This window comes from Bacillus sp. SRB_331, assembly GCF_003264175.1.
GTDB lineage: Bacteria > Bacillota > Bacilli > Bacillales > Bacillaceae_G > Bacillus_A > Bacillus_A mycoides.
Map to the genome: position 1 here is coordinate 50,621 of NZ_NADV01000037.1, position 25,217 is coordinate 75,837.

General features: G+C 29.9%; 19 protein-coding genes and 3 pseudogenes. 17 read left to right on the plus strand and 5 right to left on the minus strand.

The window, feature by feature from the left end; genetic code table 11:
* Nucleotides 1-61 precede the first annotated feature (61 nt).
* The 12 genes from B5P42_RS23255 (at nucleotide 62) to B5P42_RS23320 (ending at nucleotide 11,233) form a co-directional block, all read left to right on the plus strand.
* Complete coding sequence (locus B5P42_RS23255) at nucleotides 62-529, plus strand: NUDIX hydrolase (protein ID WP_181458826.1); 468 nt, start codon at nucleotides 62-64, stop codon at nucleotides 527-529.
* Between the two features lie 151 nt (nucleotides 530-680).
* A complete protein-coding gene (locus B5P42_RS23260) occupies nucleotides 681-1,610 on the plus strand; it encodes a BUD32 family EKC/KEOPS complex subunit (protein ID WP_181458827.1) in 930 nt (309 codons plus the stop codon).
* Nucleotides 1,528-2,592, plus strand: a complete 1,065-nt coding sequence (locus tag B5P42_RS23265) for a hypothetical protein (RefSeq protein ID WP_142674058.1) — start codon at nucleotides 1,528-1,530, stop codon at nucleotides 2,590-2,592. The genes B5P42_RS23260 and B5P42_RS23265 overlap by 83 nt, the downstream gene beginning before the upstream one ends.
* A 256-nt stretch (nucleotides 2,593-2,848) precedes the next feature.
* A complete protein-coding gene (locus tag B5P42_RS23270) occupies nucleotides 2,849-3,874 on the plus strand; it encodes an NAD-dependent epimerase/dehydratase family protein (RefSeq protein WP_113735372.1) in 1,026 nt (341 codons plus the stop codon).
* Between the two features lie 430 nt (nucleotides 3,875-4,304).
* Entirely contained in the window at nucleotides 4,305-4,679 is a 375-nt protein-coding gene (locus B5P42_RS23275) for an HAD hydrolase family protein (protein WP_113735373.1), read from the plus strand.
* 473 nt (nucleotides 4,680-5,152) lie between these two features.
* Complete coding sequence (locus B5P42_RS23280) at nucleotides 5,153-6,598, plus strand: hypothetical protein (RefSeq protein WP_142674059.1); 1,446 nt, start codon at nucleotides 5,153-5,155, stop codon at nucleotides 6,596-6,598.
* A 21-nt stretch (nucleotides 6,599-6,619) separates the two neighbouring features.
* Nucleotides 6,620-7,669: a Gfo/Idh/MocA family protein gene (locus B5P42_RS23285; protein WP_181458829.1), complete on the plus strand. Its 1,050-nt coding sequence runs from the start codon at nucleotides 6,620-6,622 to the stop codon at nucleotides 7,667-7,669.
* Nucleotides 7,670-7,671: 2 nt separating this feature from the next.
* Nucleotides 7,672-8,409: an SDR family oxidoreductase gene (locus B5P42_RS23290; protein ID WP_181458830.1), complete on the plus strand. Its 738-nt coding sequence runs from the start codon at nucleotides 7,672-7,674 to the stop codon at nucleotides 8,407-8,409.
* Between the two features lie 103 nt (nucleotides 8,410-8,512).
* Nucleotides 8,513-9,064 carry an HAD hydrolase family protein gene (locus B5P42_RS33265; protein ID WP_113735377.1) on the plus strand — a complete coding sequence of 184 codons (552 nt, stop codon included), beginning with the start codon at nucleotides 8,513-8,515 and terminating at the stop codon, nucleotides 9,062-9,064.
* Nucleotides 9,065-9,671: 607 nt separating this feature from the next.
* Nucleotides 9,672-9,866: a hypothetical protein gene (locus B5P42_RS23305; protein ID WP_113735379.1), complete on the plus strand. Its 195-nt coding sequence runs from the start codon at nucleotides 9,672-9,674 to the stop codon at nucleotides 9,864-9,866.
* A gap of 651 nt (nucleotides 9,867-10,517) precedes the next feature.
* Nucleotides 10,518-10,715, plus strand: a complete 198-nt coding sequence (locus tag B5P42_RS23315) for a glycosyltransferase family protein (protein ID WP_113735381.1) — start codon at nucleotides 10,518-10,520, stop codon at nucleotides 10,713-10,715.
* Nucleotides 10,716-10,978: 263 nt separating this feature from the next.
* On the plus strand, nucleotides 10,979-11,233 hold the full coding sequence (locus B5P42_RS23320) for a glycosyltransferase family protein (protein ID WP_142674060.1): 255 nt from the start codon (nucleotides 10,979-10,981) through the stop codon (nucleotides 11,231-11,233).
* A gap of 181 nt (nucleotides 11,234-11,414) precedes the next feature.
* Here the strand turns inward: B5P42_RS23320 and B5P42_RS23325 are convergent.
* A pseudogene (locus tag B5P42_RS23325) lies at nucleotides 11,415-11,847 on the minus strand (NUDIX hydrolase).
* A 186-nt stretch (nucleotides 11,848-12,033) separates the two neighbouring features.
* Here B5P42_RS23325 and B5P42_RS23330 point away from each other — a divergent pair.
* The 4 genes and pseudogenes from B5P42_RS23330 (at nucleotide 12,034) to B5P42_RS23350 (ending at nucleotide 17,226) form a co-directional block, all read left to right on the plus strand.
* Nucleotides 12,034-12,720 (plus strand): annotated as a pseudogene (locus tag B5P42_RS23330) (IS6 family transposase).
* A gap of 223 nt (nucleotides 12,721-12,943) precedes the next feature.
* On the plus strand, nucleotides 12,944-13,858 hold the full coding sequence (locus B5P42_RS23335; RefSeq protein WP_098217363.1) for a tyrosine-type recombinase/integrase: 915 nt from the start codon (nucleotides 12,944-12,946) through the stop codon (nucleotides 13,856-13,858).
* A gap of 35 nt (nucleotides 13,859-13,893) precedes the next feature.
* Complete coding sequence (locus B5P42_RS23340) at nucleotides 13,894-16,044, plus strand: type IA DNA topoisomerase (protein WP_113735383.1); 2,151 nt, start codon at nucleotides 13,894-13,896, stop codon at nucleotides 16,042-16,044.
* 510 nt (nucleotides 16,045-16,554) lie between these two features.
* Nucleotides 16,555-17,226: an EcsC family protein gene (locus tag B5P42_RS23350; RefSeq protein ID WP_258397525.1), complete on the plus strand. Its 672-nt coding sequence runs from the start codon at nucleotides 16,555-16,557 to the stop codon at nucleotides 17,224-17,226.
* Between the two features lie 462 nt (nucleotides 17,227-17,688).
* On the opposite strand, the gene B5P42_RS23355 is transcribed toward B5P42_RS23350, so the two are convergent.
* Genes B5P42_RS23355 through B5P42_RS23370 form a run of 4 tightly spaced genes read right to left on the minus strand, consistent with a single transcriptional unit; the run spans nucleotide 17,689 to nucleotide 24,309 of the window.
* Nucleotides 17,689-18,261, minus strand: coding sequence for a hypothetical protein (locus tag B5P42_RS23355; RefSeq protein ID WP_113735386.1), 573 nt, complete (start codon nucleotides 18,259-18,261; stop codon nucleotides 17,689-17,691).
* Nucleotides 18,262-18,307: 46 nt separating this feature from the next.
* Nucleotides 18,308-19,960: a site-specific integrase gene (locus B5P42_RS23360; protein WP_113735387.1), complete on the minus strand. Its 1,653-nt coding sequence runs from the start codon at nucleotides 19,958-19,960 to the stop codon at nucleotides 18,308-18,310.
* A 12-nt stretch (nucleotides 19,961-19,972) separates the two neighbouring features.
* The gene (locus B5P42_RS23365) at nucleotides 19,973-23,035 is read right to left on the minus strand and encodes a helix-turn-helix domain-containing protein (RefSeq protein ID WP_113735388.1); all 3,063 of its coding nucleotides are present in this window, start codon (nucleotides 23,033-23,035) and stop codon (nucleotides 19,973-19,975) included.
* Between the two features lie 29 nt (nucleotides 23,036-23,064).
* On the minus strand, nucleotides 23,065-24,309 hold the full coding sequence (locus B5P42_RS23370) for a site-specific integrase (RefSeq protein WP_113735389.1): 1,245 nt from the start codon (nucleotides 24,307-24,309) through the stop codon (nucleotides 23,065-23,067).
* Nucleotides 24,310-24,506: 197 nt separating this feature from the next.
* Between B5P42_RS23370 and topB the strand changes: the two are divergent.
* Nucleotides 24,507-25,106 (plus strand): annotated as a pseudogene (gene topB / locus B5P42_RS23375) (DNA topoisomerase III); the annotation flags it as partial.
* Nucleotides 25,107-25,217: the final 111 nt, after the last annotated feature.

Here is a 25,217-nt window from a genome sequence, read left to right on the forward strand (position 1 = left end):
AATGATTGCTAAAAAAATATAGTGAATAAATAATATTGATATTTTAAAAGGAGAGATAAGTTTGGATATAAAAGTGAATGTTGAGGGTGTCATTCTAAATTGTAGATCTGCAGGCTTTATTTTAAAAAATAACAAAATTTTGCTTCACAAAGAAAAAAAAGTGAATTTCTGGGCGCCAATTGGTGGGAAAGTAAAAATAATGGAGTCATCTGTAGATGCGGTAAAAAGGGAGTATAAAGAAGAGTTAGATATTGAGGTTGAAGTGGAACGATTGATATGGATGGCAGAAAATTTTTTCGAATTCGAAGGCAAAAAGTATCACGAATATACTTTCGTTTATCTATTAATCGATGTAAATGATGTGTTATCTTGTGAGGACGAAGAAATTTCAGTATTAAATGAGAAACAATTTGTTTATAAGTGGATTGATCTTGATGAAATTAATAAATTAAGTGTGAAACCTGGATTTTTAAGTGGTAATCTTGAAAAGCTGCCTAAACAATTGGTTCATGTTATATACAAAGACTAGAATATCATTATTTTTAAGTGATAAGACATTTAGATTGAATAATCTTGGGGATAAATGGTTATTCGAGATGGGAAATTTCCTAAAGCAAGTAGGCAGATAAATTAAGTTACAGTATGGCATGTTTTGTAAATGTCGAGTTAGAGGAGAAGTTATGAACGACTATGAATTAAAAGGACATTCCGGTTGTAAACTAATTGTTATCACACAAAAAGATGGTAGTAAAATTGTTAAAAAGCAGTCAAAGAATGAGTCATATAATGATAGGCTAAAAGCACAAGTGAAAAAGCAGATTAGTTATAATGGTGTTTTTAATAATTGTAAAATTTTAAAGGAAGGTTACAATAATTCGTTATATGAATTTGACATGGAGTATATATCTGGAGTAACAGTTGCGAAGTATATGACCGATATCAGGCTTGTAGATATTTATAAGTTTGTTGAATTGTTTTTTTTAAATATTTGTAGAGACAATACGTATGATGTTGGAGCAAGAGAGATTTTCACTAAGAAAATTCAAAATCTAAAAAAAACTATTAAAGAAAAATCATTATTATATAGTAAATGTTTTGAATTATTGGAAACTAACGAATGGAGATATATGGTTCTTAGTGAGTGTCATGGTGATATGACATTAGAGAATATGATTATACAAGATGGTGAAATTTATTTAATTGATTTTCTGGATTCTTTTTATAATAGTTGGTTAATTGATGTTGCAAAGATATTGCAAGATGCGGATGTGCTTTGGTCATACCGTACATATGAGAAATTAAATGCTAATTTAAAAATCAAGTTAATAATTTTAAAACAACTAATAATTGAGCAGCTTCTCACATTTCGTGATGGGAAATACCTAGTAGGAGAAGTATACCATATTCTCCTGCTTAATCTGATGCGCATTATTCCATATACAAAAGATGAGGAAACAAAGAATTATATAGACAACAAAATAGCTTATATATATAAAAATATACTGAAAATAAGAGAGAGGTTAACAGATGAAAACGTTAATTGTACCATGTGCCGGCAAGTCACTAAGATTTCCAAAAATGAGACCGAAATGGTTGCTAACTCATCCTGATGGGAATCTTATGATTCAGAAGGCAGTTAAAGGTTTAAATCTTGAAGTATACGACAGAATTATAATTACGATAGTTAAAGAGCATGTAATAAAATATGAAGCAGACTTGATTTTGCAACAGGCTTTTAATATAAATGAGAATTCGAAATTCGAAATACTTATTTTAGATGAATTTACATCCTGTCAAGCAGAAACAGTATACCGTACTCTTTTTGAAAAAAATGTTGTGGGTGCCTTTGATGTGAAAGATTCAGATGGTTATATTGAATTTGATAATTCTCGGTATGATGCTTTTATAGTTGGTTTGGATATTAATAAATTTGGAAAAGAAATTTCTAGATTAAGTTCGAAGAGTTTTTTAATAGTTGATAGTAATGATAATGTAGTAGATATTTTTGAAAAAAAAATCAAGTCAGAATACATTTGTGTAGGATTATATGGATTTGATGATGTTGAAAAGTTTAATAGAGCTTATGAAAATATAAAGGATAACAATTTCGATTATGATGAAATTTACTTAAGTCATATAATTTCATATCTTATCGGTACAGGAAAATCTGTGTATCACTATATTAATGCGAGTGAATATGAAGATTGGGGAACATTATTAGACTGGCAAACGGTACAAAAACGGCATGCTACTTATTTTGTAGATGTGGATGGTATTCTTTTGATGAATCGTGGTAGATATGGAGATAAAAATTGGAGTAATGACAATCAAGTGAATGAAGAAAATATTAAGTCTTTAAAAGAATTAGCGGATGAAGGTGCTCAAATAATTATTATAACAGCTCGTACAGAAGAATTTAGGAGTGACCTTATAAATATATTAAATAAATATGAGCTACCATTTGATAAGATTGTAATGGGTGTAAATCATTCGTGCCGTACTATTATTAATGACTTTGCACCAACGAATCCTTATCCAAGTTGTAAAGCAATAAACATACCAAGAAATGCAATTTTAAAAGAGTATTTATAAAATTATTCTATAAATATGCAGTGAAAATAAATAAAGAAGGCTTCTATTTAAAAGGTAGATTAAATGGATTTTGGAAATTCGGAAAGTGTAATATTTAGTTAGATATCTACTTGATAAGTAGATTAAGTAGGATTCTTGTTCGGTAATTGTAAGAAAAATAAATAATTTCCGAGGATTTAGATACTCATTTGTATAAATGAGTTTTAATTTCTTGTGATGTTTAATCTTTAGCATATTTTATAAGGAGAAGTTATATATGAAGGTATTAATTACAGGCGCAGCTGGATTTATTGGCTCGAATTTAGCCCATCAGATATATAAGAAAAATTGGGAAATGATCTTAATTGATAATTTATCTTATGGAAAAGAGGAAAATTTAAAGTTTAGTGATTGTGATTTGAGGGGTAAACTTATTAAAATGGATGTTCGTGATAAAGAGAGAATCGAAGAATTAATTCAAAAAGAAAGATTTGAATGTATTTTTCATATTGCGGGGGTTGCTCCTTTACCGGAATGTCAATCAGACCCTGCTCATGCAATAGATGTAAATGTTATTGGACTGGTAAATATACTAGAAGCTGCGCGGAAATTTGGAGTAAGGAAGATCATATTTGCAAGTACTACTGCAATATATGAAAATGATACAGTGTTTCCGTCCCAAGAAGAAGGATTTAAATTACCAACACTTATTTATCCAAATACAAAATATGTGGCCGAGCGGTTTTGTCAGTCATATTGCGATACTTATGGTATGAATGTTAGTTGTATACGCTTTGCTAATGTTTACGGACCACATATTGATTGTTTGCGTAAACAACCTCCTTTTGTAGGATACATGATTAGAGAATTGTATTTCAATCGTATTCCACATTTCTATTCTAACGGTAAACAGAAAAGGGATTATATTTTTGTGGATGATTTAATGGATTTAATGTTTCTGACAATAAATTCAGAAGGATTTGAATGTATTAACGCAGCAAGCAATAAAAGTTATTCTGTGAATGAAATGTTTGAAATAGCAAAAAAAATTATGGGGAAAACTGATATAAAACCAGTGTATTTAGAGCCAAAGAAATATTGGGATAAATATCCAGAGTTATACCAAGGGGCATATATGATTTCTAATGATATCTTGTATAATGAAGTGAATAAATACACTCAATGTAGTAATGAATATGCTAGACAAGCCTATGGATGGAAACCAAAAGTGTCTATGGCAGAGGGATTAAGCAAAACCATAATTTATATGAAAGATCAGCTAAACTTATTATATGGTAATTAATTATACTTTTCTGAATAGTTTCTTAGGTTTTAAATACTCATGAATATAAAGGCTCACTTTCTTAATGGCTAGTTTACAATAAATAACTAGTTGGTGATGTTTACTATATTATTTCTAGAAGATCATCCTTGAGGTTTTTGTGTATATCTAAAATTACGAATTTAATTTAGAGTATGTAAAGATAAATAATAACTATGTTTAAATAAAAGGAACTTTCTTTCTATGCAAAGAAAGTCCCTTTAATGAAGAAATTTGAGGATTGAAACAAAAAGAGCCCCTAGGTATGATACGAGGTGTCCGAAGCTGCAGTGTAGGGACCCTTAAATTAGAATTAAGGAGGACTCATTAATGAATTATAAAAAAATGGTAACAATGAAATTTTGAGAATACGTGAGTATTTGGAAGGAAAATTAAATTGGGGGGATTGAATATGAGATACATAATTGATTTAGATGGCACAATTTGTGACTTAAAAGAACCAAATCAAAGTTATTCGGAGGTTAAACCCAAAAAAAATGTAAAGGAAGCTTTACAGGAAATAGTTGATAGAGGAGATACCGTTATTATCTTTACTGCACGCCACATGAAGACATGTGAAAATAATGTTGAATTGGTTGAAGAAAGAATTGGAAAGATAACAAGAGATTGGTTGAATAGGTACGAGATACCGTACGACCAATTAATTTTTGGTAAACCATATGGGGACATATATATTGATGATTTAGCTTACAAATTTAAGGGATGGGACGAGTTCATAAAAGATAATAGTTTTGGAAAAGATAACTTTGAAGAGTTAATAAAATAAAGGTTGCTTCACTGGAAAAAATAAATTCTATTTTAAAGATTGTTATTGATACAGCATCAAATTATCCTCTATTGGCTAAAACTCAAAAATTTGATGAGGTTTTTGATATATTCGGCAAAAGAGATATAATTTCTCATCTCGATGAACAGGTAAAATTTGATAAAATGTTTGATCCATGGTTTGAATTAGATGAAAGCAGTTCTATTCATAATAAAATTAAAACAATATTAACTAATGATTTTTAAATTTTGAAAATTGCACACAATGAAAAAACAAAAAATGAGTTTGTAGATATTTAATTAAAGAATTACATAATAACGGTTTTACTATTAATTAGGAGGTGCCGTGGTATTGAAAATTTTCATACTACTAAATGTAAAATGAAAGACAAAACTGCAATTTTGTTAATTTCACAAAATCTCAGGAATGAAAAAGAAATAATTGAGCTAAAGAGAATCAGTGGAAAACCAATTATGATGCATTCTATTACTAATCTAATAAAGAAAGGATACAGTAATTTCATAATAGTTTTGCCACAAGCTAAAAAGTATGCAATTGAAAAATTGTATAATGATTTTTTTAAATCCTCTAAAATAGCATTTACATTCATAATAAAAGAAGATTTAAATAATTATGAAATGCTTCGAGAAATATTTGCAAACAATAGTGAAAACTTACTATTTTATAAGGCGAATGCCTTGTTAAATTTTGACCTATTAAAAAATTCAAATGTTGATTTTATTATTAAAACGCCGGTTCAGGAAACAAAAAGCAGTGGTCGAGAGTCAATAGCAGCAATAAATATTTCTGAATGGCAAAAATATAAAATTAATATTACTAATTATTTTAAAAATAACAGAGAGCCTAATGATTTATTAATAGAATTGGCAAAATGTTATAAGGAAGAAAAATACAATGGGATAGAAGAGCTCGATGAGATTATTGATGAAGATGGAGTAATAATTGATTATTATCTCAATTATGTAAAAGCATCGAGAGAGTATTTTAATAGTAGGGAATTTAATAAATTACAATTGATGGATAATAATATAATAGAAAAAAAGAGTCTTTATAAAGGGATTAGTGATGAAATTTATTGGTACCAAGAAGCTGAAAAAAACGGCATAAACATTACACCAAAATTACTGAAAACTTCCAAGGATAATCTAAGTTATTACATAGAATTTATTGACTACCCTTCCTTATCAGAAACCTTTGTGTTTGAGGATATTCAGGAAAATGTTTGGGATTTTATTTTCGAGGAATTAATTAACCGAATTAATAATCAGCTATGGGTTAAGAAAAAAGCTCTTAATATAACTTCTACATCTCATTCTATGTACTATAATAAGACAATTAAAAGGTTAACAAAATGGAATAGACAAGATCTTCTTGAAATGGAGAACTACATTGTCAATGGTGAAAAGATAAAAGGTTTTAAATATCAATGGCCAAAGTTAGAGGAGAAAATTTCTAATCTAGTGAATAACTCTAATAATTACTGTTCAGTAATACATGGAGATCTCTGTTTTTCTAATATCTTATTATCAACAAGAAGTTTTTCCTTTAAACTCATCGATCCCAGAGGGGAGTTTGGAAGAAGAAGTATTTATGGAGACTACCGTTATGATATTGCAAAACTTAGACAATCATATCACGGTCAATACGATTACATAATCGCAGGCTTATATAATGTCAAAGAACATTCTAAAGGGAATTTTTCTATGGAAATCTTTGATGAAAATTTCAAAAGTTATAAGAATTCCGATAATTTTTTAGGGAAATTAAATGTGGATTTAAAAGAAATTGAATTAATAGAGGCATTATTATTTTTGTCAATGATACCTTTGCATTATGATGATTCTGATAGGCAGTTGGCTTTTTTTATAAAAGCAATAGAGATTATAAACAAATTATAAAAATTAAGAGGTGTTATTAACTTGAATCTGTTAACAAAAGAAAATGTAAATATTGCATTAATTGGGTGTGGAAGACATTTAACAAGAAGCTTATTACCCAATATCGTTGCTCATCCAAAAACATCTGTTGTCGCTGCAGCAGACATAATACCTGAAAGACTAGAGGCTATATCAAAAAAGATTAAGGGAATAAAGACATTCAAATCAGCAGAAGATTTATTAGAACAAGCCACTGAATTAAGTATTGATGCCGTTGTAATATCAATGGATCCAGCAGGGCATCTTAAATTTGCTGAGAAAGCAATTCAAAAAGATTTGCATGTATTTGTTGAGAAACCAGCAGCTTTTTTTGAAGAGGATTTAAGAAAGATTGGAATTGAAGCTGAAAGAAAAAATTTAGCTACATGTGTAGGCTCGAAATGGCGTTACACTCCAGGAACAAAAGTATTAAAAGATTGGATAAATATTGATTCGGTAGAAAGAGATCCTGACTTGATTTTATTAGATGTTACTTTTCCTAAAGGCTTGACTGATGAATTATGGGGGCTTAACGGTGTACAAGCAGCTTTCTACGATATTTATATTCATGCAATTGATTATATTTTTTCTTGGTTAGGAAATATCTCTGATATTAAGACTGATTTAATCAAATTTGAAAAAAATAAACAGAAGGTTGTAATAACTTGTAAAAATTCAGATGGTAAAACTGCTATAGCTTCACTTGTGAGAGGATCAGCAGCATACCAAGTTAATTTTACAGCTCACTTAAATGATGGAACTCAAGCTATACTCAAAGACTTAACTCACCTTGAAATAACACCGGTTATACCATGGTCTAATACCGAGGGTTCTTTTAGAGACCACCCTTCTTTACAATGGAATCCAGGGAGACTATATAGGGGATACGCAAGAGCTGGATATGCAGAGGAATGGGATTCATTTATTGAATCAATTTTATCTAATACTACTACACCGACAAATTTAATTATGGCTTCATCAGTTTTAGGCGTAATTGAAAGGTGTCTTCACCAAATTGGACACCCTTTGAATAAAAATAAGGTAGGTAGATAAAAGTGAAAAATAAAGTAGTGATAACAGGTGCAAATAAAGGTTTTGGACTAGAGCTAGTAAAAGCATTTTTAAGAGAAGGTAATTCTGTAATAGCTGGAGCCAGAACATTTGATAATTTAATGCCACTAAAAGAAGAGTTTGTTGAATCTCTTACTATGGAATATATAGACTTAAATGATGAAAGTTCTATTGATACATTCGCAAGCAATATTAATAGTAAGCATAAGATAGATGTAATAATTAATAATGCAGCCACAAGTAAGGGGGTAGGAAGAATTTATGAACTCGATCCAAGCGATTGGAGCTATGTTATGCAAGTGAATTTATTAGGTCATATAAAATTAATTAACCTTTTAGCCCCAAACCTTATTGAACAAAGAAAAGGTTCAATAATTAATATAGGTTCAATGGGTGGGAAAAAACCACTCAATTTATTAGGTTCTTATTGTGTGAGTAAAGCTGCACTCCACCACTATTCACTTTGCTTGGCAAGTGAGTTAAGAGATTTTCAGATTAGAGTAAATACTGTGGGGATTTCCGCTAATACAGACTTATATAAAGAGCATGCTTATCAAAAAGCTGAACTGGGCTATACTCGAACAGTTGAGAGGATGAAAGAAAATTTGCTTCCTCATCCCTCAGAAAGTACAGATTTATTATTGTTTTTGGCTGCTGAAAAGTCGAAAAACATAACAGGGCAGTATATCGAATGTCAATCTATGAATATACCAACATGGTAAGGGATTCGCTTGTGTTTGCAGAATTTTACAAAGGGTTTGTTGGGAATGTATAAAGGGTTAGTTTTGGCTATTGATAATACAATTGTAAGAGAGAAAAAATAAAATTACGGATGAAGATTTAAGTAGCATAAAGTATTTAAATAAAATAGGTGTTCCAATAATTTTTGCAACTGGGAGAACTCATACTAATGCCCAGATTATCGCTGAAAAAATTGGTTTAAATAATCCTATAATTAGTTCGTATGGTGTAATGATAAGATCCTCGACTTCAAAGAATGACTTAATCTACAAAAAATACAATGACGAAACTAGGTTTAGAAGTACTAAAACTTTTAAACTTAGTTTCGCTCTAAATTCTATAAATAAAATTCCTAAGAAGATCTATATAGGTGTATACGAATTTGATGCTCGTCCCCATAAAAATACTGTAAATTGGATAGCAAATGATAGTTGTTATAGGAAAGGCGTTATGCCTACAGTTTATCAACAAATACCTTATGTAATCCAAAATGTTAATACTAAAACTCCGAAGGTTGTTGACTTGCTTTCTATATGGCATATCAGGAGATCATTGAGGATTGAGGGTTACAATTTCTTTTCTAAGAAATCAAAAAAAGACATATTTTATTTAATGGGGTCAGGAATGTATATTTGAGTAGATGAACTTTTAAATGTAGGAGGATTTCCTGATTATTCAGATGACATTGCACTCGGCTTTAGATTCTATTTACTTAATAAAAATAGGTGATAATTCCTTATCTTGCCATAGTTTCTGGCTTGAATAATCTAAAGGACTACTTTAATCAAGTGACGAGAATTTATTATGGGATTTTTTCTATTAGAAAACAATATAAGTATCTCACGCTTAATGGAATAAAAGTTACTAAAACGAATTATTTTATGAAGTTTATATATTCAATTTTTGATGTTACGAGGGAAGTAATTTGGTTAGTAAGTTTATTTTTAAGTGTATATATAACCAAAAGTATCATTGCTTTAATTGCTTGTTTAACATTATTGTTATTAAAATATCTTATATATAATATTTTATTTAATAAAATTAAATACAATTGGATTGAAAATTCTAATAAATGCAATTGGAATAGAAATATAGTACATATATTAAAAAATACCTTAATAGGATTTACCCTAAATATCCCATTTAGAACGTTAGCCTTACTAAATTTTATACTAAAAAAGGGTCTATAGAATCGAAATTTTTTCTAAGTAGCAATAAAGAAAAAATATAAAAGGATGTTTTTATGAATTTACTATTATCTTCAATATTGAAAGAAAATGGAATAGAAGCAACTGTTTTTCCACATAAATCACATAATAATCATTTTGAAGGAAGTATAGTGGGGTCAGGTAAAATAGTTTTTATAAAGGTATTTAGGAATCAATCTTTGTTTATAAATCAAAAAAAATCCTCAACCAATATTTGGCTAAGGACTTAATTTGTCATTTTAACTATCAAAACTTTTACTTTTTAATAACACCCTTCAAAAATTATTTTGAAATTGATTTCGATAAGGAAGGTGTTATAGGGGAGGCTGGCTCTTTAATTGCAAACTTTCATAACAAGCACTCTAATTTTATTTCTAGAAAAGACAGAATAAACTTATCTCCTCCGTCAGAAAGGATTTATAAGCTGTTAAATAATATGAAGACCCATTATAAAATAAATCAAATATCTAGTCACTTTAATGTTATAAAACATAAATTATCCTCTTTAGATAATGAGTTTATGAATAAAGAAAGTATAAAATTTATTCACGGTGATTTTGGTTCTAGAAATATTAAACGTCATAATAATAAATTTGATTTGATAGATTTTGAACGGTCTAGATTAGATAATGTATGGGTGGAATTTATCAAATTATTTGAACTAGATTTATGTGATAGGAAGAAAATAAATGTTTTTAAATGTTCATATGAAAAAGTATCTTTCTTACTGATAATATCTAAAGATTTATATTATTTACTAATGTTTATAGAAGTTATTAGTATATACGATTATGTATCTTTAAATAGGGCTCCAAATTTTGAAAAAAAGCTGATATGCTATTAGATAAACTAAAGGTTATATATATAACTAGGAGGGGACAATGAAAGTATTAATTACTATGGCTGGACGCGGACAAAGATTCCTTAACAAGGGATTCACAATACCAAAATATATGATAAATGCACATAATAAAAGTTTATTTTATTGGTCAATAAGTTCTCTTAAGGATTTTTTTGAATATGAGTTTATTTTTATGGCAGTAAAAGAACATGATTGTGTAAATTTTATTAAAAGATAATGTAAATTATTAGGAATAGATAATTACAAAATTATTGAGCTAAATTCTTTTACTTGTGGACAAGCTGAAACTGCCTATAATGCCAAAAATTATATTAATGTTGATGAACAAGTAATGATATACAATATAGATACTTTTGTGAATCCGAATTCATTGAAAAAAAACATTTTGAAAATTATGATGGTATTATTCCTGTGTTTGAAACTTTTAGCGGTGATAACTGGAGTTATGTAAAATTAAATAGCTTTCGTAGGGTAGTTGAAGTGGCAGAAAAGAAAAAAATTTCTAATTACGCTTCTATAGGCCTCTATTATTTTAGGAAGTGGGACTATTTTCTAAATAGCTATGAAAGAAATAAAACCAGTATATTGCAACAATATAAAGAAATATACATAGCACCTTTATATAATGAACTTATTCAAAAATTAAATATTGGCATTCACGAAATTTCTAAGGAAAATATAATTCCCTTAGGAACACCTGAAGAGGTTGAAGTTTTTGAGAAGCTGGTACAGTAGCGTCGCATTAAAATTATTCAAAAGCGTCTTTTGAAACATCGATAAAACCCTTTAGCAGGATGGGGTAGCGTCAGGAAACTGCGAATTTACAACGTTAAGCAAATCATAGAATAGAAAAATCGGTTCCCTACAACGTTTAGGAACCGATTTATTTACTTATCTTCTTATGCTAAAGTCTCCGTTAGTTGAACAAGGAATTTTGTTGAAACACTTTCTTTATATAGTTAATAAGAAAATCTCTCTCTTCGGGGAAGGTTAATTCTAAAGTCTGTATTTAATCCAAGTTTTTCCAAGTGATATCATAAATAAGATTATCAGGATCTTGAAAATCTCTTTTCTCACTTACAATCTTCACAAAGAAATAATGAGCTTCAACAGATATATTGATATGTTCATAATTCCTTTTCTTAACCTTGATTTCTTCAACAATTTCGACTGTATATCCCGTCTCTTCTTTAATTTCTCTAATACAACATTCTTCAAATGTTTCTGCCTGTTCTTTTCCTCCCGATGGAATAGACCACATTTTTTTCTTCAGGTTTTCCTTGCAAGACCATTAACAATTGACCATTTTCATTAATACATACACCTGAAGAACCAAACCATTTTTGCACTTTAGTTTCCCCCCATGCTTAACTTTATAATTAATAGGATTCTACCAATCAATGAAGTTCCTTCTTCAAACCAACCTCCCTCAATAAACAAACAAGTATCTCTTAAATTCGCTGTTTTACTGGTTCCGTTGCAAAGTTTTCTAAGTGAGTTTACACTCTAGAAAAAAGGTACGAGGAGAATCACAAATGCGATATTTTAAAGGGAAACAGTTCAAGAAGGATATTATTTTGGTAGCCGTTGGCTATTATTGTCGTTCTTCTTTAAGCTATCGTGATGTCTCTGGAATTTTGAAAGAACGTGGTGTTTCTGTGCATCCTACAACCATTATGCGCTGGGTTCATGAATATGGGAATTTGATCTATCAAATCTGGAAGAGGAAAAACAAAAAGGTACAATCGTCGTGGAAGTTAGATGAGACTTATATAAAAGTGAAAGGAAAATGGTGTTACCTATGCCGTGCGATTGATAAAGAAGGGGACACATTGGATATTCAACTTCGGAAAAAGCGAGATCATCAGGCTGCCTATGCCTTTATGAAAAGATTGGTGAAAACGTTTGGAGAACCAGCGGTTCTCACGACAGACAAAGCCCCAGCATTACTTTGTGCATTTAAGAAATTAAAAGAAGAAGGTCTTTATAAACACACAAATCATTGTACAATCAAATAGTTGAACAATCTTATAGAACAAGACCATAGACATGTAAAACGACGTTTTGCTAAATCAGCAGGCTTTCAAAGTCTTCGCCATGCTTCGCGCACCTTGAAAGGAATCGAAAAGATTCATGCTTTATATAAGAAAAACAGGAGTTTTAAACCAGACTCCTGTTTTTCGACGTACAGTGAATTACAAAAATTATTTATAGTTGCATAATAGTTAGTGAGAAATTTCTCATCTCATTTGATGTTAAGAAACTTTGTAACAGTACCTACAGAGATATATTTCTTAAGTTTTTAACACAACACATAATATACATTATGTGTTGTGTTATTATTGATATTGCATTTAAACTCGTCTTATAATGTATAGGAAAGTGCTTGCTTTTTTATGAATTTGTTTACTTATAACTCAGCATATAATATAAGAAGGTGGGAAGATGCTACATAAATATCGTAAGTATTTAATTGATAAAGGAAAATCTCAGAATACATTACTATCCTATATCAACGATTTGCAAATTTTCTTTCAAGAAATGAGATTAAATCCAGATAGTTATGTAATAAGTAATGATATTAAAAAATGGATAAGAGATATGTTAAATCCTCGAGAAGGTAAAGCATTGTCTGTAAGTACGATAAATCGTCGTTTAAATACTCTCAGGAGTTATTTTAGTTGGGCTGAAAGAGAACAGTATATTAAAGTAAATCCTATGACAGATATTAAAGATTTAAAAGTAGCAGATGAAGAATATGAAAAGATCATGTGGCTGACAGAGAAAGAGTTTGAAGCCTTATTGGAGCGAATGAGGAAGTATCCTGTAAAGACTAGAGGAGTAAATCCTGAAGAAAAGTATCGGAGAGATAGAGCTATTATTTATATCCTCACTTATGCAGGATTACGTGTGGAAGAGTTATCAAGTTTAAAGATTACAGATATAGATTTAGATTTAAAAAAGATTAGGGTAATTGGAAAGGGGACTAAGGTAAGAACCATACCAATGTCAAACTTTCTTTATAATGAAGTATTGGACTGGCTTCAATTCAGAAATAAGATAGCAAAGGACAAAGAGATAGTTAACCAATCACCATATGTTTTTTATAGTCAACGATCTGAAAAATTTTCAATTCGTGGAATTCAGGCTATGATTGAAAATTACAGTACATCAGATAAAAAATTAACACCTCATATGTTTAGGCATACTTTTTGTAAATGGATGTTAAAGGCAACCAATAACGATATAGAGAAAATTCGTCGTTTAGCAGGTCATAGTCATATTTCCACTACAACGAGATATTTAAAGAATTCTTTTGATGAATTGACAGATGCTGTAGAAGCAATGCCAATCTTTTAAATTTAATTACTTATATTATTTAGGAGGGATTCATTTTGAAGGCAGTAATTATAGCAGAGAAACCTTCCGTAGCTAAAAACATTGCTGATGCATTAAAGATTAAAAAAAGAAATGATGGGTATTACGAGGGAAATAATTATATTGTTACTTGGGCATTTGGTCATTTGCTTCAATTATATGATGCAAAAGACTATGATGAAAAAATGGCTAAATGGCAAATGGATAATTTTCCTTTTATTCCAGAGAAGTTTCAATATAAAGTAAAAAGCAGCCCGAAAGATAGAGATAGGGCTGATAGTGGTGCGAAAAAACAGCTAAATATAATCCGTTCTTTACTTTTTAGAGAAGATGTTGATTCTATTATTTCGGCATGTGATTATGACCGTGAGGGGCAAGTAATTGGTGATAGTGTCATTTATAATATAAAAGCACCGAAACAAGTCTATCGTCTATTATTGAATGAATGGACACCAGATGAGGTAAACGCAGGGTTAAAACAAATTAGACCAAACTCGGATTTACGTCCTTTGCAAGATGCGGGAGTAAGTAGACAATGGGCAGATTGGGCGATTGGAATAAATTTAACTTCTGTTGCTACACTTAAGTATCAAAAAGGAAAAGGGCAAGCGTTAAATATTGGGCGCGTTTTATTACCTACCTTGAAAATCATTTATGATCGAGATAAAGAAATCGAAACGTTTGTACCGGAGAACTATTACAAATTAGTTGCTACATTTAAAACACAAAGGGAAGAAGAATTTGAAGCAACTTATCTGGAGGAGCAAGAGGAGAAGTTTAAAAATAAGGCTACCTTAGATGAAATATATAATATATTGCAACGTTCTTCAGGAGAAGTTATAGATAAACAGGTTGAACAGAAAAGAGAATATCCTCCTTTTCTATTTAATTTATCTAATTTACAAGGATATGTTACAAGTAAGTATAAAGGATGGACATCAGATAAAGTATTAAAAGTAGCTCAGTCTTTATATGAGAAAAAGTATATTACTTATCCCCGTACAGGAAGTACAGCTTTAGAGGAAAGTTTAGTCGGACGAGCAGCCAAAGTTTTAGAAGCAGTAAAAAAAGGATTGCCATACGAAGATGAAATCTCTTTTGTTAAAACAAAACGAGTATTCAATAATGCAAAAGTTGAAAGTCATAGTGCTATCATGCCTACGTATGTGCTTCCTAAATCATTAACAAGTGACGAGCAAATTGTATATACAGCAGTCAAGAATCGTTTTATCATGCAATTTATGCCTGTAGCAGAGCATGAAGAAACACGTATTCAAATTAAAATTAGTGATTCCTTAATAAAAGGTGTGTTTATTGCAAAAGGGCGTGTTCAAATTGTTGAAGGCTGGCGTAAAGTAGAGAAAATTGAATCCAAAGACAAGATGTTACCATTTGTCGAATTTAAAGAGAATCTGGAAATTACAAATGCAGATGTTACTTCCCATGTCACAAAGCCGCCAAAGCATCATACTGAGAAAACTTTATTACGTGTAATGGAGACTTGTGGAAAAAACTATGATGAAGAAGAAGCTGTGTTAAGTGGTTTTAGTATAGGGACTCCAGCTACTAGAGCGGAAACAATTAAGAAATTGAAGGATATAGGTTATATTTTTTCAAAAGATAAAAGTTTATTATGTAGTGAGTTAGGTCGAAAAATTGTAGAAACATTTCCTGTGAAAGAGTTGTTTGACTTGGAGTTTACGGGTAAATTAGAAAAAGCCCTGTCGGACATGGAGAAAAAGAAAGTGAGTCGAAGTGTCTTTTTAAACTTTATCTTTGATTTTACAAGAAAATCAGTAGAAATGATTAAAAGTGACCAAGATGTTATCTTACACCATGTTACGAGAGAACCGAAAGAGGTAGAGGTTTTAGGAAAGTGTCCAATTTGTTCTAACGCCATTGTGGAAGGACAAAAAGGTTTTGGGTGTTCAGATTGGAAGAATGGGTGCAAGTTTGTTATTTGGAAAAATGATAAATTTTTAGCAACAATGAAGAAAAAGCCAACAAAGACAATGGTTAAAAAGTTGTTGAAAGATGGGGAAACATTAGTTAAAGGTTTAACAAGTAAAAAGGGAAATAAGTTTGATGCGATATTGAGATATGAAAAAAATCCTGAGAATGAATTTTTTAGTTGGAAAATGAGTTTTGTAGAGAAAACATCTCAATGAGATTCCTAATGATGAAAATATAGGTTCGATTGAAAATGAGAAGATTAGAAAAACCTCAATAATGAGGTTTTTCTAATTATAGTGCTTAGTTAAAAGGAAGTATCCTATACAATAACAGGTATAGGAAAGCACACGTATTTTTTGTCTTTATTAAAAAATATAAAAGGTCCGTCAATAATAACAAAAGTTTTTAAAAACTTTTGTTACATATGTAAATTACCCTTTATTAGGGTATGAAATTTCCAAATATTTATTTAGAACAACTTGACTATTAATAATAATGATATTCAGTTTTTTTCTAGCTCTTGTTACCATCTGAAAAAGCATTTTTGTTGCATCATAATAGTAAGCCCTAGTGTTTAGTTTACCATTTTCATCTTTCATTGTATATTTTGGAGTTGCTTTACGTTTACAGTTATACGTTCCTTCCAAAAACTTCTCAAATTAAATTACCACTTCAGACCATTTATGCAGATATTCTATTATAATTAAAATAAAATATTATGGATGGTGACAAATTTGGCTAAAAATAATTTAACCGTTGAGACAATAAACAAGACTTTAGAATGGGGATATGAAAAAGCTTTAAACGGTTTACCTGGTACTGATAATATTTTGGAGTTAGCTGAAGACTATCTTTCTAAAAATGCTACTGTTGATGAAGCAATTGATTCTTTAATACGATGGCAGAATACAAAAGCTGCTACTTCAGGGTTCTTAACTGGATTAGGTGGATTGATTACATTACCTGTAGCTATTCCAGCGAATCTTGCTTCTGTTTTATATGTTCAAATAAGAATGATTGGTACAATCGCTTATATGAGAGGTTATGATTTAAAAAATGATAAAGTTAAAACCTTTGTATTTGCATGCCTTGCTGGTCAAGCGACATTCGATATTTTTAAAGGTGTAGGAATAAAAATCGGTGAAAAATTAACAGAACAAGTAATTAAAAAAATTTCAGGCGAAGTTATAAAAAAAATTAATCAGACAGTAGGTTTTAGACTAGTTACTAAATTTGGGGAGAAAGGAATTGTAAACCTCGGAAAAGCTATCCCTTTAGTGGGGGGCGTAATAGGCGCAACTGTAGATGGGATAGGTACCAATTCTATTGGAGAGATTTCTAAAAAGGTGTTTGTTGAAAGCCCTGAGGGAGATCTAGCTGCTTGTTTAGTTAATTAATTTTTAGTTTTAATATTGATTTTACATAAAATAAAAACGAATAAATAAGACGCTGAATTATAAAACATTGTCTTATTTATTCGATATACAAATTCTTTATATGAGCTAAATCTTGCCCTATCAACGCAAGAATATCTTCTTATATTTTTTTATGCTGTCAAAGCTTCTTTAACAAAAAAATTCTTCACTTTATGTAATGAAACACCGTTATTTCATATTAATTTTCGTGAGCAAAAGAAACAGGTAGCCTATATTTCTTACTGGTTGATTTTTCGGTTCAAATTTGTCTTGGATATCACATCTTGATAATGCCCTTCAATTAATATTTATTTTTAAGTGAATATTCATTGTGATGAGAATATTCCAGTTAAAGAATGATATTGGATGAAAGAAAGATAAATTATAATTTTAAAAAGTGAATGAACCATTTTTTCTGTTTTAAGAATGCCACCAACTGACATCTTATTTTAAAAAGATATTCGGAAACATCTTTTTAAAATCTAAACTTACTGCGTTTTCTTTATTGTTATTATTATTGATAGTAAGTAGATTACTTTGAAGTTGATTTTCTTCTCTATTATCTTTATATACACTTCCAGCTACAATGTCTTCATATTCTCTTAAAGTAATCGTCAGCTCTTTTATTTTGTTTTGTTGTTGTTCAATGTTTTCTTTGTATTGTTCAATTTTTTTCTGTGATTGTAATAGGTCATCGTAAAGAGATTGAATCACTTCATTGACGTGCTTTAAAGCACCTGACAAAGCTTTTGTATCATTACCATAACGTTCAATAATAAATTCGATATTAGGTAGTGGAAGAGGGGGAGCATCATTTTTTGTACTTAATAAAGGTGTATTTAATCGTTCGATATCTTTACGCTTCCTTCGAGACCATACATGTCTTTTTATTCCCGTTACATCTTCTAGGGCTGAAAAATTTATTTTCCCAGGTGTTTTTGATACATAATCTAGTAAAATTCTAGTTAATTCTTCATCGGTATATTTTTGGGGTCTTCCTTTTTCTTTTTTATTCAATGTAATGTATTCTCCTTTTATTAAGTGGTTTATTTATGCAATACAATTATTCAATTGTTTTAGGTAACTTGGCATCCACAATAGCTTTTTGATTTAATAAACGATTTAATTCATTGGCACTTGAAGATAAATTTTCTTGATCAATTAAAGAGTAATTTAATTCTTCTAGATTATAATTCATGTTTTTAGAAAGAAATGTTAACATGCTAACTTGCTCGTTAATTTTTCTTTTTAATAGTTTTGAATAGTCATTGAGCCAGGTCAGTCCTTCGTCGATTTTATCTGTCTCAGGTGAAAACAAATAATGACTACAGTGGCGACAATCCCCAGTACAATTGAAAGGATATTCGATATCAGTGCAATATCCAAAATCAACTGGTAAAAAGTTCTTTGTATCATATGTATATTTATATAGTTTATATTTATTAATAGTGTCTCTAGTATATTGAGAGAACGATGAGTCTGGTAAGGAAGTATTTACGTGCATTAATCTCCTATGTTTCTCAGTTAAATTATATACCCATGATTCAGTGAAATATGTAAGATGACTCCAGTAGCCTTTTTGTGTCTCTAAACGCTTATGTCCACCAATAATAGCAATGGTTAGCATATTAAAGCCTTGTAACATCATGTTGCAAAATGCTAAGTGTCGAGTATCTCCAGGAGAAATTTGTTCTATTTGATCATAATTGTACTTCTTTTTTAATATCTCGCGGTAGAACTGATCAATAAGAGAATCAAATTGTCTTAAAGGAAGAAACTCAGTATGCCTTGTACGTTCACTCCCAAAGTGTTCTTTATACATTTCATAGTATTTATAGGTAAATAAATACTGACTATTATCCTCTTTAGGTAGGAAGAACTTAAAGATTTGAACTAAATCATATATATCTTTATTAATTTGAAGTGTGTCTGTAATATCAATGTCTTTTAGTAAATTGCCTTTTTCTTTATTTCTGGGAAGCGTAATTTCATATTTATTTGTATTGTTTTTTGATTGATCTACACAATTCTTTTTAAGTTTTAGGAATTCTGTAGGGCGCATGGGTATAACAGTAGTTATTTTCCACCAAAGCACAACCGGAAAATATTTTTGTAGTTCAAACTCAGTTCCCTCAGTCAAAAATTGCTCAATCTTTTCATCAAAATATAGTATATGGCGATAATTGGGTAAATCCCTACTTTTTTGAATGTTATTAATGAAAGGAGAACAAATATCAATAAATTTATCTGAATTAGTAATGTCGATAAAGGAAAAGAAATCAATTGTATATTTAGCTAGTTCATACCTTTTTCGATAGTTTTGTTTACTTATGTATTCTTCCAAATCAATCAGATGATTTACATTAAATGCTTTTGACATATGAATAGATTCTTTTATGGCGCGAATAACATTATGTATATGATTGACAGAAAAAAGTTGATCAATTAAATGAATGGTATAGCACTTTAAAGCGATGTTTAAATTGCTATACAGTTCTATATCAAATAAAATTCCACGACGGTTATAGTCTTTGTCTCTTATGAACCATTTTGTATCATGAAAAGATTCATTTTCAATTATATTAGCGGTTTTCCATTTGTTGAAATTTTGCAGGAATGTTTCTACATTTTCTTTTGAGCTATGAAAGCGTGTCGGCTTTATGGAGATTAAGTTAATATAGCTATCTTTATCTAAGAATTTAGTTTTATTTAGCATTCAATGAGTACCTCACTTAGTAGAAATGTGATAATTTGGATAATCGAAGAGAAAATATTTATTTGCCTCGGTAATGATATTTTCAAAAACTTCGAAGTTAATAAAGGTCTCTATATAGGATTTTCCAAATTCTGAAATAGCTTGATTAATTATATCTAAAATTAAAATAAACCTTATTGTGTCACGGTATCGAATTGTATCAAAGTTAGTACTTTTTATAGAGGTATGAATATTTTTTATTTCTTCCACAATACTAATCAATAAATAAATATTGAATATTGCATTAGGACAGTTCAAACAAGAATCGAAGTTTGGAAAAGAGCACTGTGGATAGGTAATGCATTGTACATGTTTAGTTTTAGAAGGTTTTTCACCCTTTAAGATTTTAATAATGATCTCTATCACTTGATCTCTCGGAAGTTGCATTAATTTATCAACAATTGGTGCTCTTTCATTTTGATATTTAAGGAGCAGAAATGATATATCTTCTAATTGAGAAGGAGAATAATCATGTTTTAAAACTTGTATAATAGATGTACGATTTTCTAATAAATCAATTTCTGTAGTCTTATCCATCGCTAAATCAATGATGAAATTATAAAGCCATCCAAAAGTTCCACGGTTAAATAAGTTAAGTGAGACTACGTCTAAAGTGCCATCACGATTTGTAGACTGAACATAAGCAGTAATTGAATTTATATTTCTATGATTTCTTAAGTTTTTGGTTAATTCGTGAGATATTTCTGAATGTTTTCCATAGTTAGTTACAGTATAGAAAAAGTGAGTGAGTAAAGAGCGATTCATAATCAAACTATTAAATTTAGGTAATTTTTTATTTTTATTAAAAAAGGTATGAAAACGTGAGTGTGAATTACTATATTTGCTTAGCGAGCCAAGTAAACGATCTTGTTTTTTAGAGTTCCTACGATGTAATTCACAAATTAGCAATGCTGTTGCAGCTGGCATAATCATGTCTTCATTACATAGAAATTGACCTAAAGAACCCGTTTTAGAAATGTGGATTTTCTTACATACCACATAATAATAATTTACAATAATTTGAGCTTGATTAATTGAAAGACCCTTATCTTTAAGTTGTTTTAAATTGTAAATGTTTAAGCCTTCTATTTCTTCTAAAGGCAAGTTAGGAAGTTCGGTAACTATTGTGGATTTTCTCCATCCGTTAATAATATGCATAATAACAAAAAGCCAAGTTTGAGCATATTGCTTATTCTGTTTTGCCATTGCAATATGTAGGTCAATGTTATTCGCGTATGTATAAAAAGCAAGGAATGTTTGTTTATCATATATTTCTTTATCTCTTTTTAATTTTTCATTATATTCAATTTTATAGGTGTTTTTAAAGGTACATTTTACTTTACTACAACAATAATTCAAAAATTGTATAAAATTTTGTTTATGAGTACGTGGGATGCTCTCGGTGTTTAAAACTTCTTCAATCTCTTCATCAGTTAATAAAATGATTTCTGTCCTTAGATTGAGAATAATGCTATTTAGGGTGTTAAATAAAGAGCGTACTTTATCTGTAAAAGACTCTTCTTGGCCTCTAGTTTGGGAAATTTTTAATAATACAAATTCATTATATAAATTTACAGTGTTCTTTAGATTTTCCTTGTAATGTAATGTGTTAATTTTTCTGTTATATAATTCAATAGCAATCGTAGAAAAATTCTTTTTCTTCTTTGCTTTAACAAAATCTATACTACCTTTAGGAATTAAAAATTTAGTATTCGAATTTAATTCGTATGAATTAGTGTCGGAAGAAGAAGAGACCTCCAGCTTCTCGTTTTGAATTAGTTTGAGAAGTGTTTTTCTTGGCATTTCTAGTTCTTTGGAAGCTTGTTCTAGAGTTAGAAAACCCTTACTAGATTTTTGTAAGCTTAAAAAATTATGTAGTTCTTTTTCTGATATAAATGTCTCTTCCTTTGAGTTTTTTTTAGTGAATTTTAAAGTACCGTTTTTAATCATTTGTAGAACTTCTTTTTCTGTACAAGAGAGCTTTTGAGCGCAGTCTTTAATTGAAATATAATCTTTGAATGTTGTTTGTCTGTTTATGTAATCTGTTAGTTCTATTTGCGGTATTAAATATCTTTTTTGAAATTCATTAAAATATGCATTAGGAAATTCACCATTATGAATAAGAGACAAAATACTACTATCATCTTTATTCAGTTTCTTACAAACGTCTTGAACAGTCATAAATTCTTCAGGTATCTCGAGCATTGATTCGTAATCGATAATATCTGTTAAAGGTATATAAGCCCGTCTTTTTAAAACAATTCTATTTTGAAAGAAGGTGCCATCACGAATATATTTTTTTACAATATCGGGGTGTTTTGAAATTCGTGCTGCTGTTTCTTTAACAGAAAGATAATTTGGAGGGATTTTATTCTTAGCTTTTAGTTTTTCAATATCTTCTTTTGGAATAAACCACATATTTTTAGAATTCTTAAAAGCATTAGGAAATGTATCTGATTTAATATAGTCTCGAATAGTCTGTGGTTTCAAATCAAATTCTTTACTTGCTTGTTCAATTGTAAGATATGAATCATTTTTATAGAAAAAGATGTGAGCTTCAATGTCTTCTTTTGGCACATAATATCTTTTGTCGGAAGGAAATTTAAAAACATTTGGGAAAACCTCTTTTTTTATAAGGTCACGGACAGCTGCGATAGTGATATTTAATTTTTCACTTATGTCTTCTATGGTATAGGAACCTTCTTTTTTATGTAGTAAGTTTGTAAATGAAATTATATCTTTATTTGAAATATAATATATTCTACCTAGTTTGATTGAGTTCGGAAATGTACCAAGTTTGAGTAATCTTCGCGTTTTATCCGAGGACATATTTAACTTTTGGCTCGCTATAGATATAGGATAGTGCGTTCTTGAAATATCATTCCCTTTAAATTTAACAATATTCGCCTCTGTGATTCGCATCTCTTTTTTTGAAATCCATTCCGCATGTAATGCTCCGTTACTAATAAGTTTATACACGATTCCACGAGATAAGGATAATTGTTCAGCTGCCTCTTTTACTGTGAAATACTTCATGTTAAATCTCCTTAAATATTTATTGTAATTTATAGTTTTATTTCAGTATTAATATAAAGTTGATTAAGGTAATGCTCTAAGTTGGTTCTCATTCGTTTTGTATTTGCCATGTAGTCAAGTGAACTTAATATATTATCATCTCCACGTAAAAGTGCAACATCTTGAGGGTTTTTTGCAACTTCTGCAAGCATGTTGGTAAAAATCCCTCTACCTATATGTGTAGACCAGTCGGTATTACTTAGGGAAATGGATGCTATTTTGTCATTTGGATCTTGGGATTGTTTTAAATAATTAATAAAAGCTTTTTTTGCGTTAGTAAAATAGTAACGATAACTAGCTCCAGTCATTGGCATGCCTTTTTTATTAAGGAAGATAGCATTAGTATCGGAGCCTTTTACATATTGTTGGTAGTGTAATTTATATAATTGTCTTAGCCAATCCCTAAACCCGAGAATTAATTGATCTCTTGGCTTTTTGACATAACTTGATCCTGATCCATCTTTAATATCAACTCGATTAATACTATTTTTAACATTTAAAAGCAAGCCATCTTGACCGTAAGGACCTATGAGTTTAATATCGGATGTTCTAATATTTACTACTTCTCCAACACGTAAACCACCAAATATTTGCATGTAGACCCCTAATGCAATAGGATTCGCTACCTCAAATACAACTTCTAAAAATCTTAAAATGTAAATATGTGGTATGTCATGTTCGATGTCGCTTTTCTCTGATGAAGGGACAAGGATGCTTTCGAATTGAGTGTTAATGTAATCTACAATAGAATTTTTAGAATTAATTAAATGTTCATTACTTGTTGATAGAGTATTGTTCAAATTATTTTTTGAAAGGTAGATAAAAAACTCTTTTATAGTACGCCGATAACTTAGAACAGTTGCCCTAGATTTTCCTTCTAAAGTCAAATTGTTTAAGAAACAAATCGCATGCTCGAAATTTAAGTGTTCTAGAGAATATAGTTTATAACTCTTTTGTTTTCTCAAAAGAAAGTTTAAAAATACTGCTAAATTTTGTGTATGTATTTTCATTGTATTGTAGTTTCTATGTTTCCATTTGGAAAATATGAAATCTGTTAGAGGGTGAATAATAACCTGTTTAGTCATAGGTGTTTTTATAGCTAATGTGGCATGTTTCTTTTGTATAGGTTCCCTTTGTACATTCCTCCCAATACTAATCCATACAGGATACATAATAAACTTTATTCTTTTTGTTATATCTTCATTAAAAGGAAGAATGTTATTGTTTTTATCCATTAATTCTTGTATGAGGAACACCCCTTATAAAAAGTAGTAGATGACGAATCATTCTCTATGTAAATTATAAATAATATTGTGTATGTTGAAAATAATCATTTAATTGTGTGCATAAAAGATTTTAAAAATCTTATTATAGATATATCTGTAAGGGTTATTAATGTACAATATATTTAAGCTCATAATTTTTTTTATATGGTACTGAGGCCACTCGTGCTGGTATTATTACAATGCTGAAAGACCGTAAATATATAGATGTACAGAAAAACCAAGTGTACGCAACCGATAAAGGGAAAGTATTAATTACAGCAATTGGTGATAAAATACTGGCTTCACCAGAAATGACAGCAAAATGGGAGCAACGCCTTGCAGAAATTGGAGAAGGTACAGCTTCACCAGCGACATTTATGGAGCAAACGAAAAAGCTATCAGCTAAAATTATTGAAGATGCGGTAGAAATGTCGGAGAAATGGGATTTCACCGGATTACATGTTGAATCGATTGAACGAAAAGGATCGAAATTTACAACAGGTAAAAAGGTCGGGAACTGTAAAAAATGCGATGGCGATGTTATTGATAAGTCGACGTTTTACGGTTGTTCTAACTACAATACAACACAATGTGACTTTACCATCTCGAAGAAGATTTTAAGCAAAGCTATTTCGCAAAAAAACATGACGAAACTATTAAAAGGTGAGAAGACCGATTTAATTAAAGGCTTTAAAAAAGGCGAGAAAACGTTTGATGCGAAGTTAGAGTGGAAAGATAATAAGATTAATTTTGTGTTTGAGAATTAAGTGGTTTTAACAAATGAAAAAGCTCTTTCCCGAGTAAAATGTGCTGTATTAGGTTTGAAAATATAGATAGAAAAGAAAAAGCATGACAATTTTAAAATGTACCCTATAGAA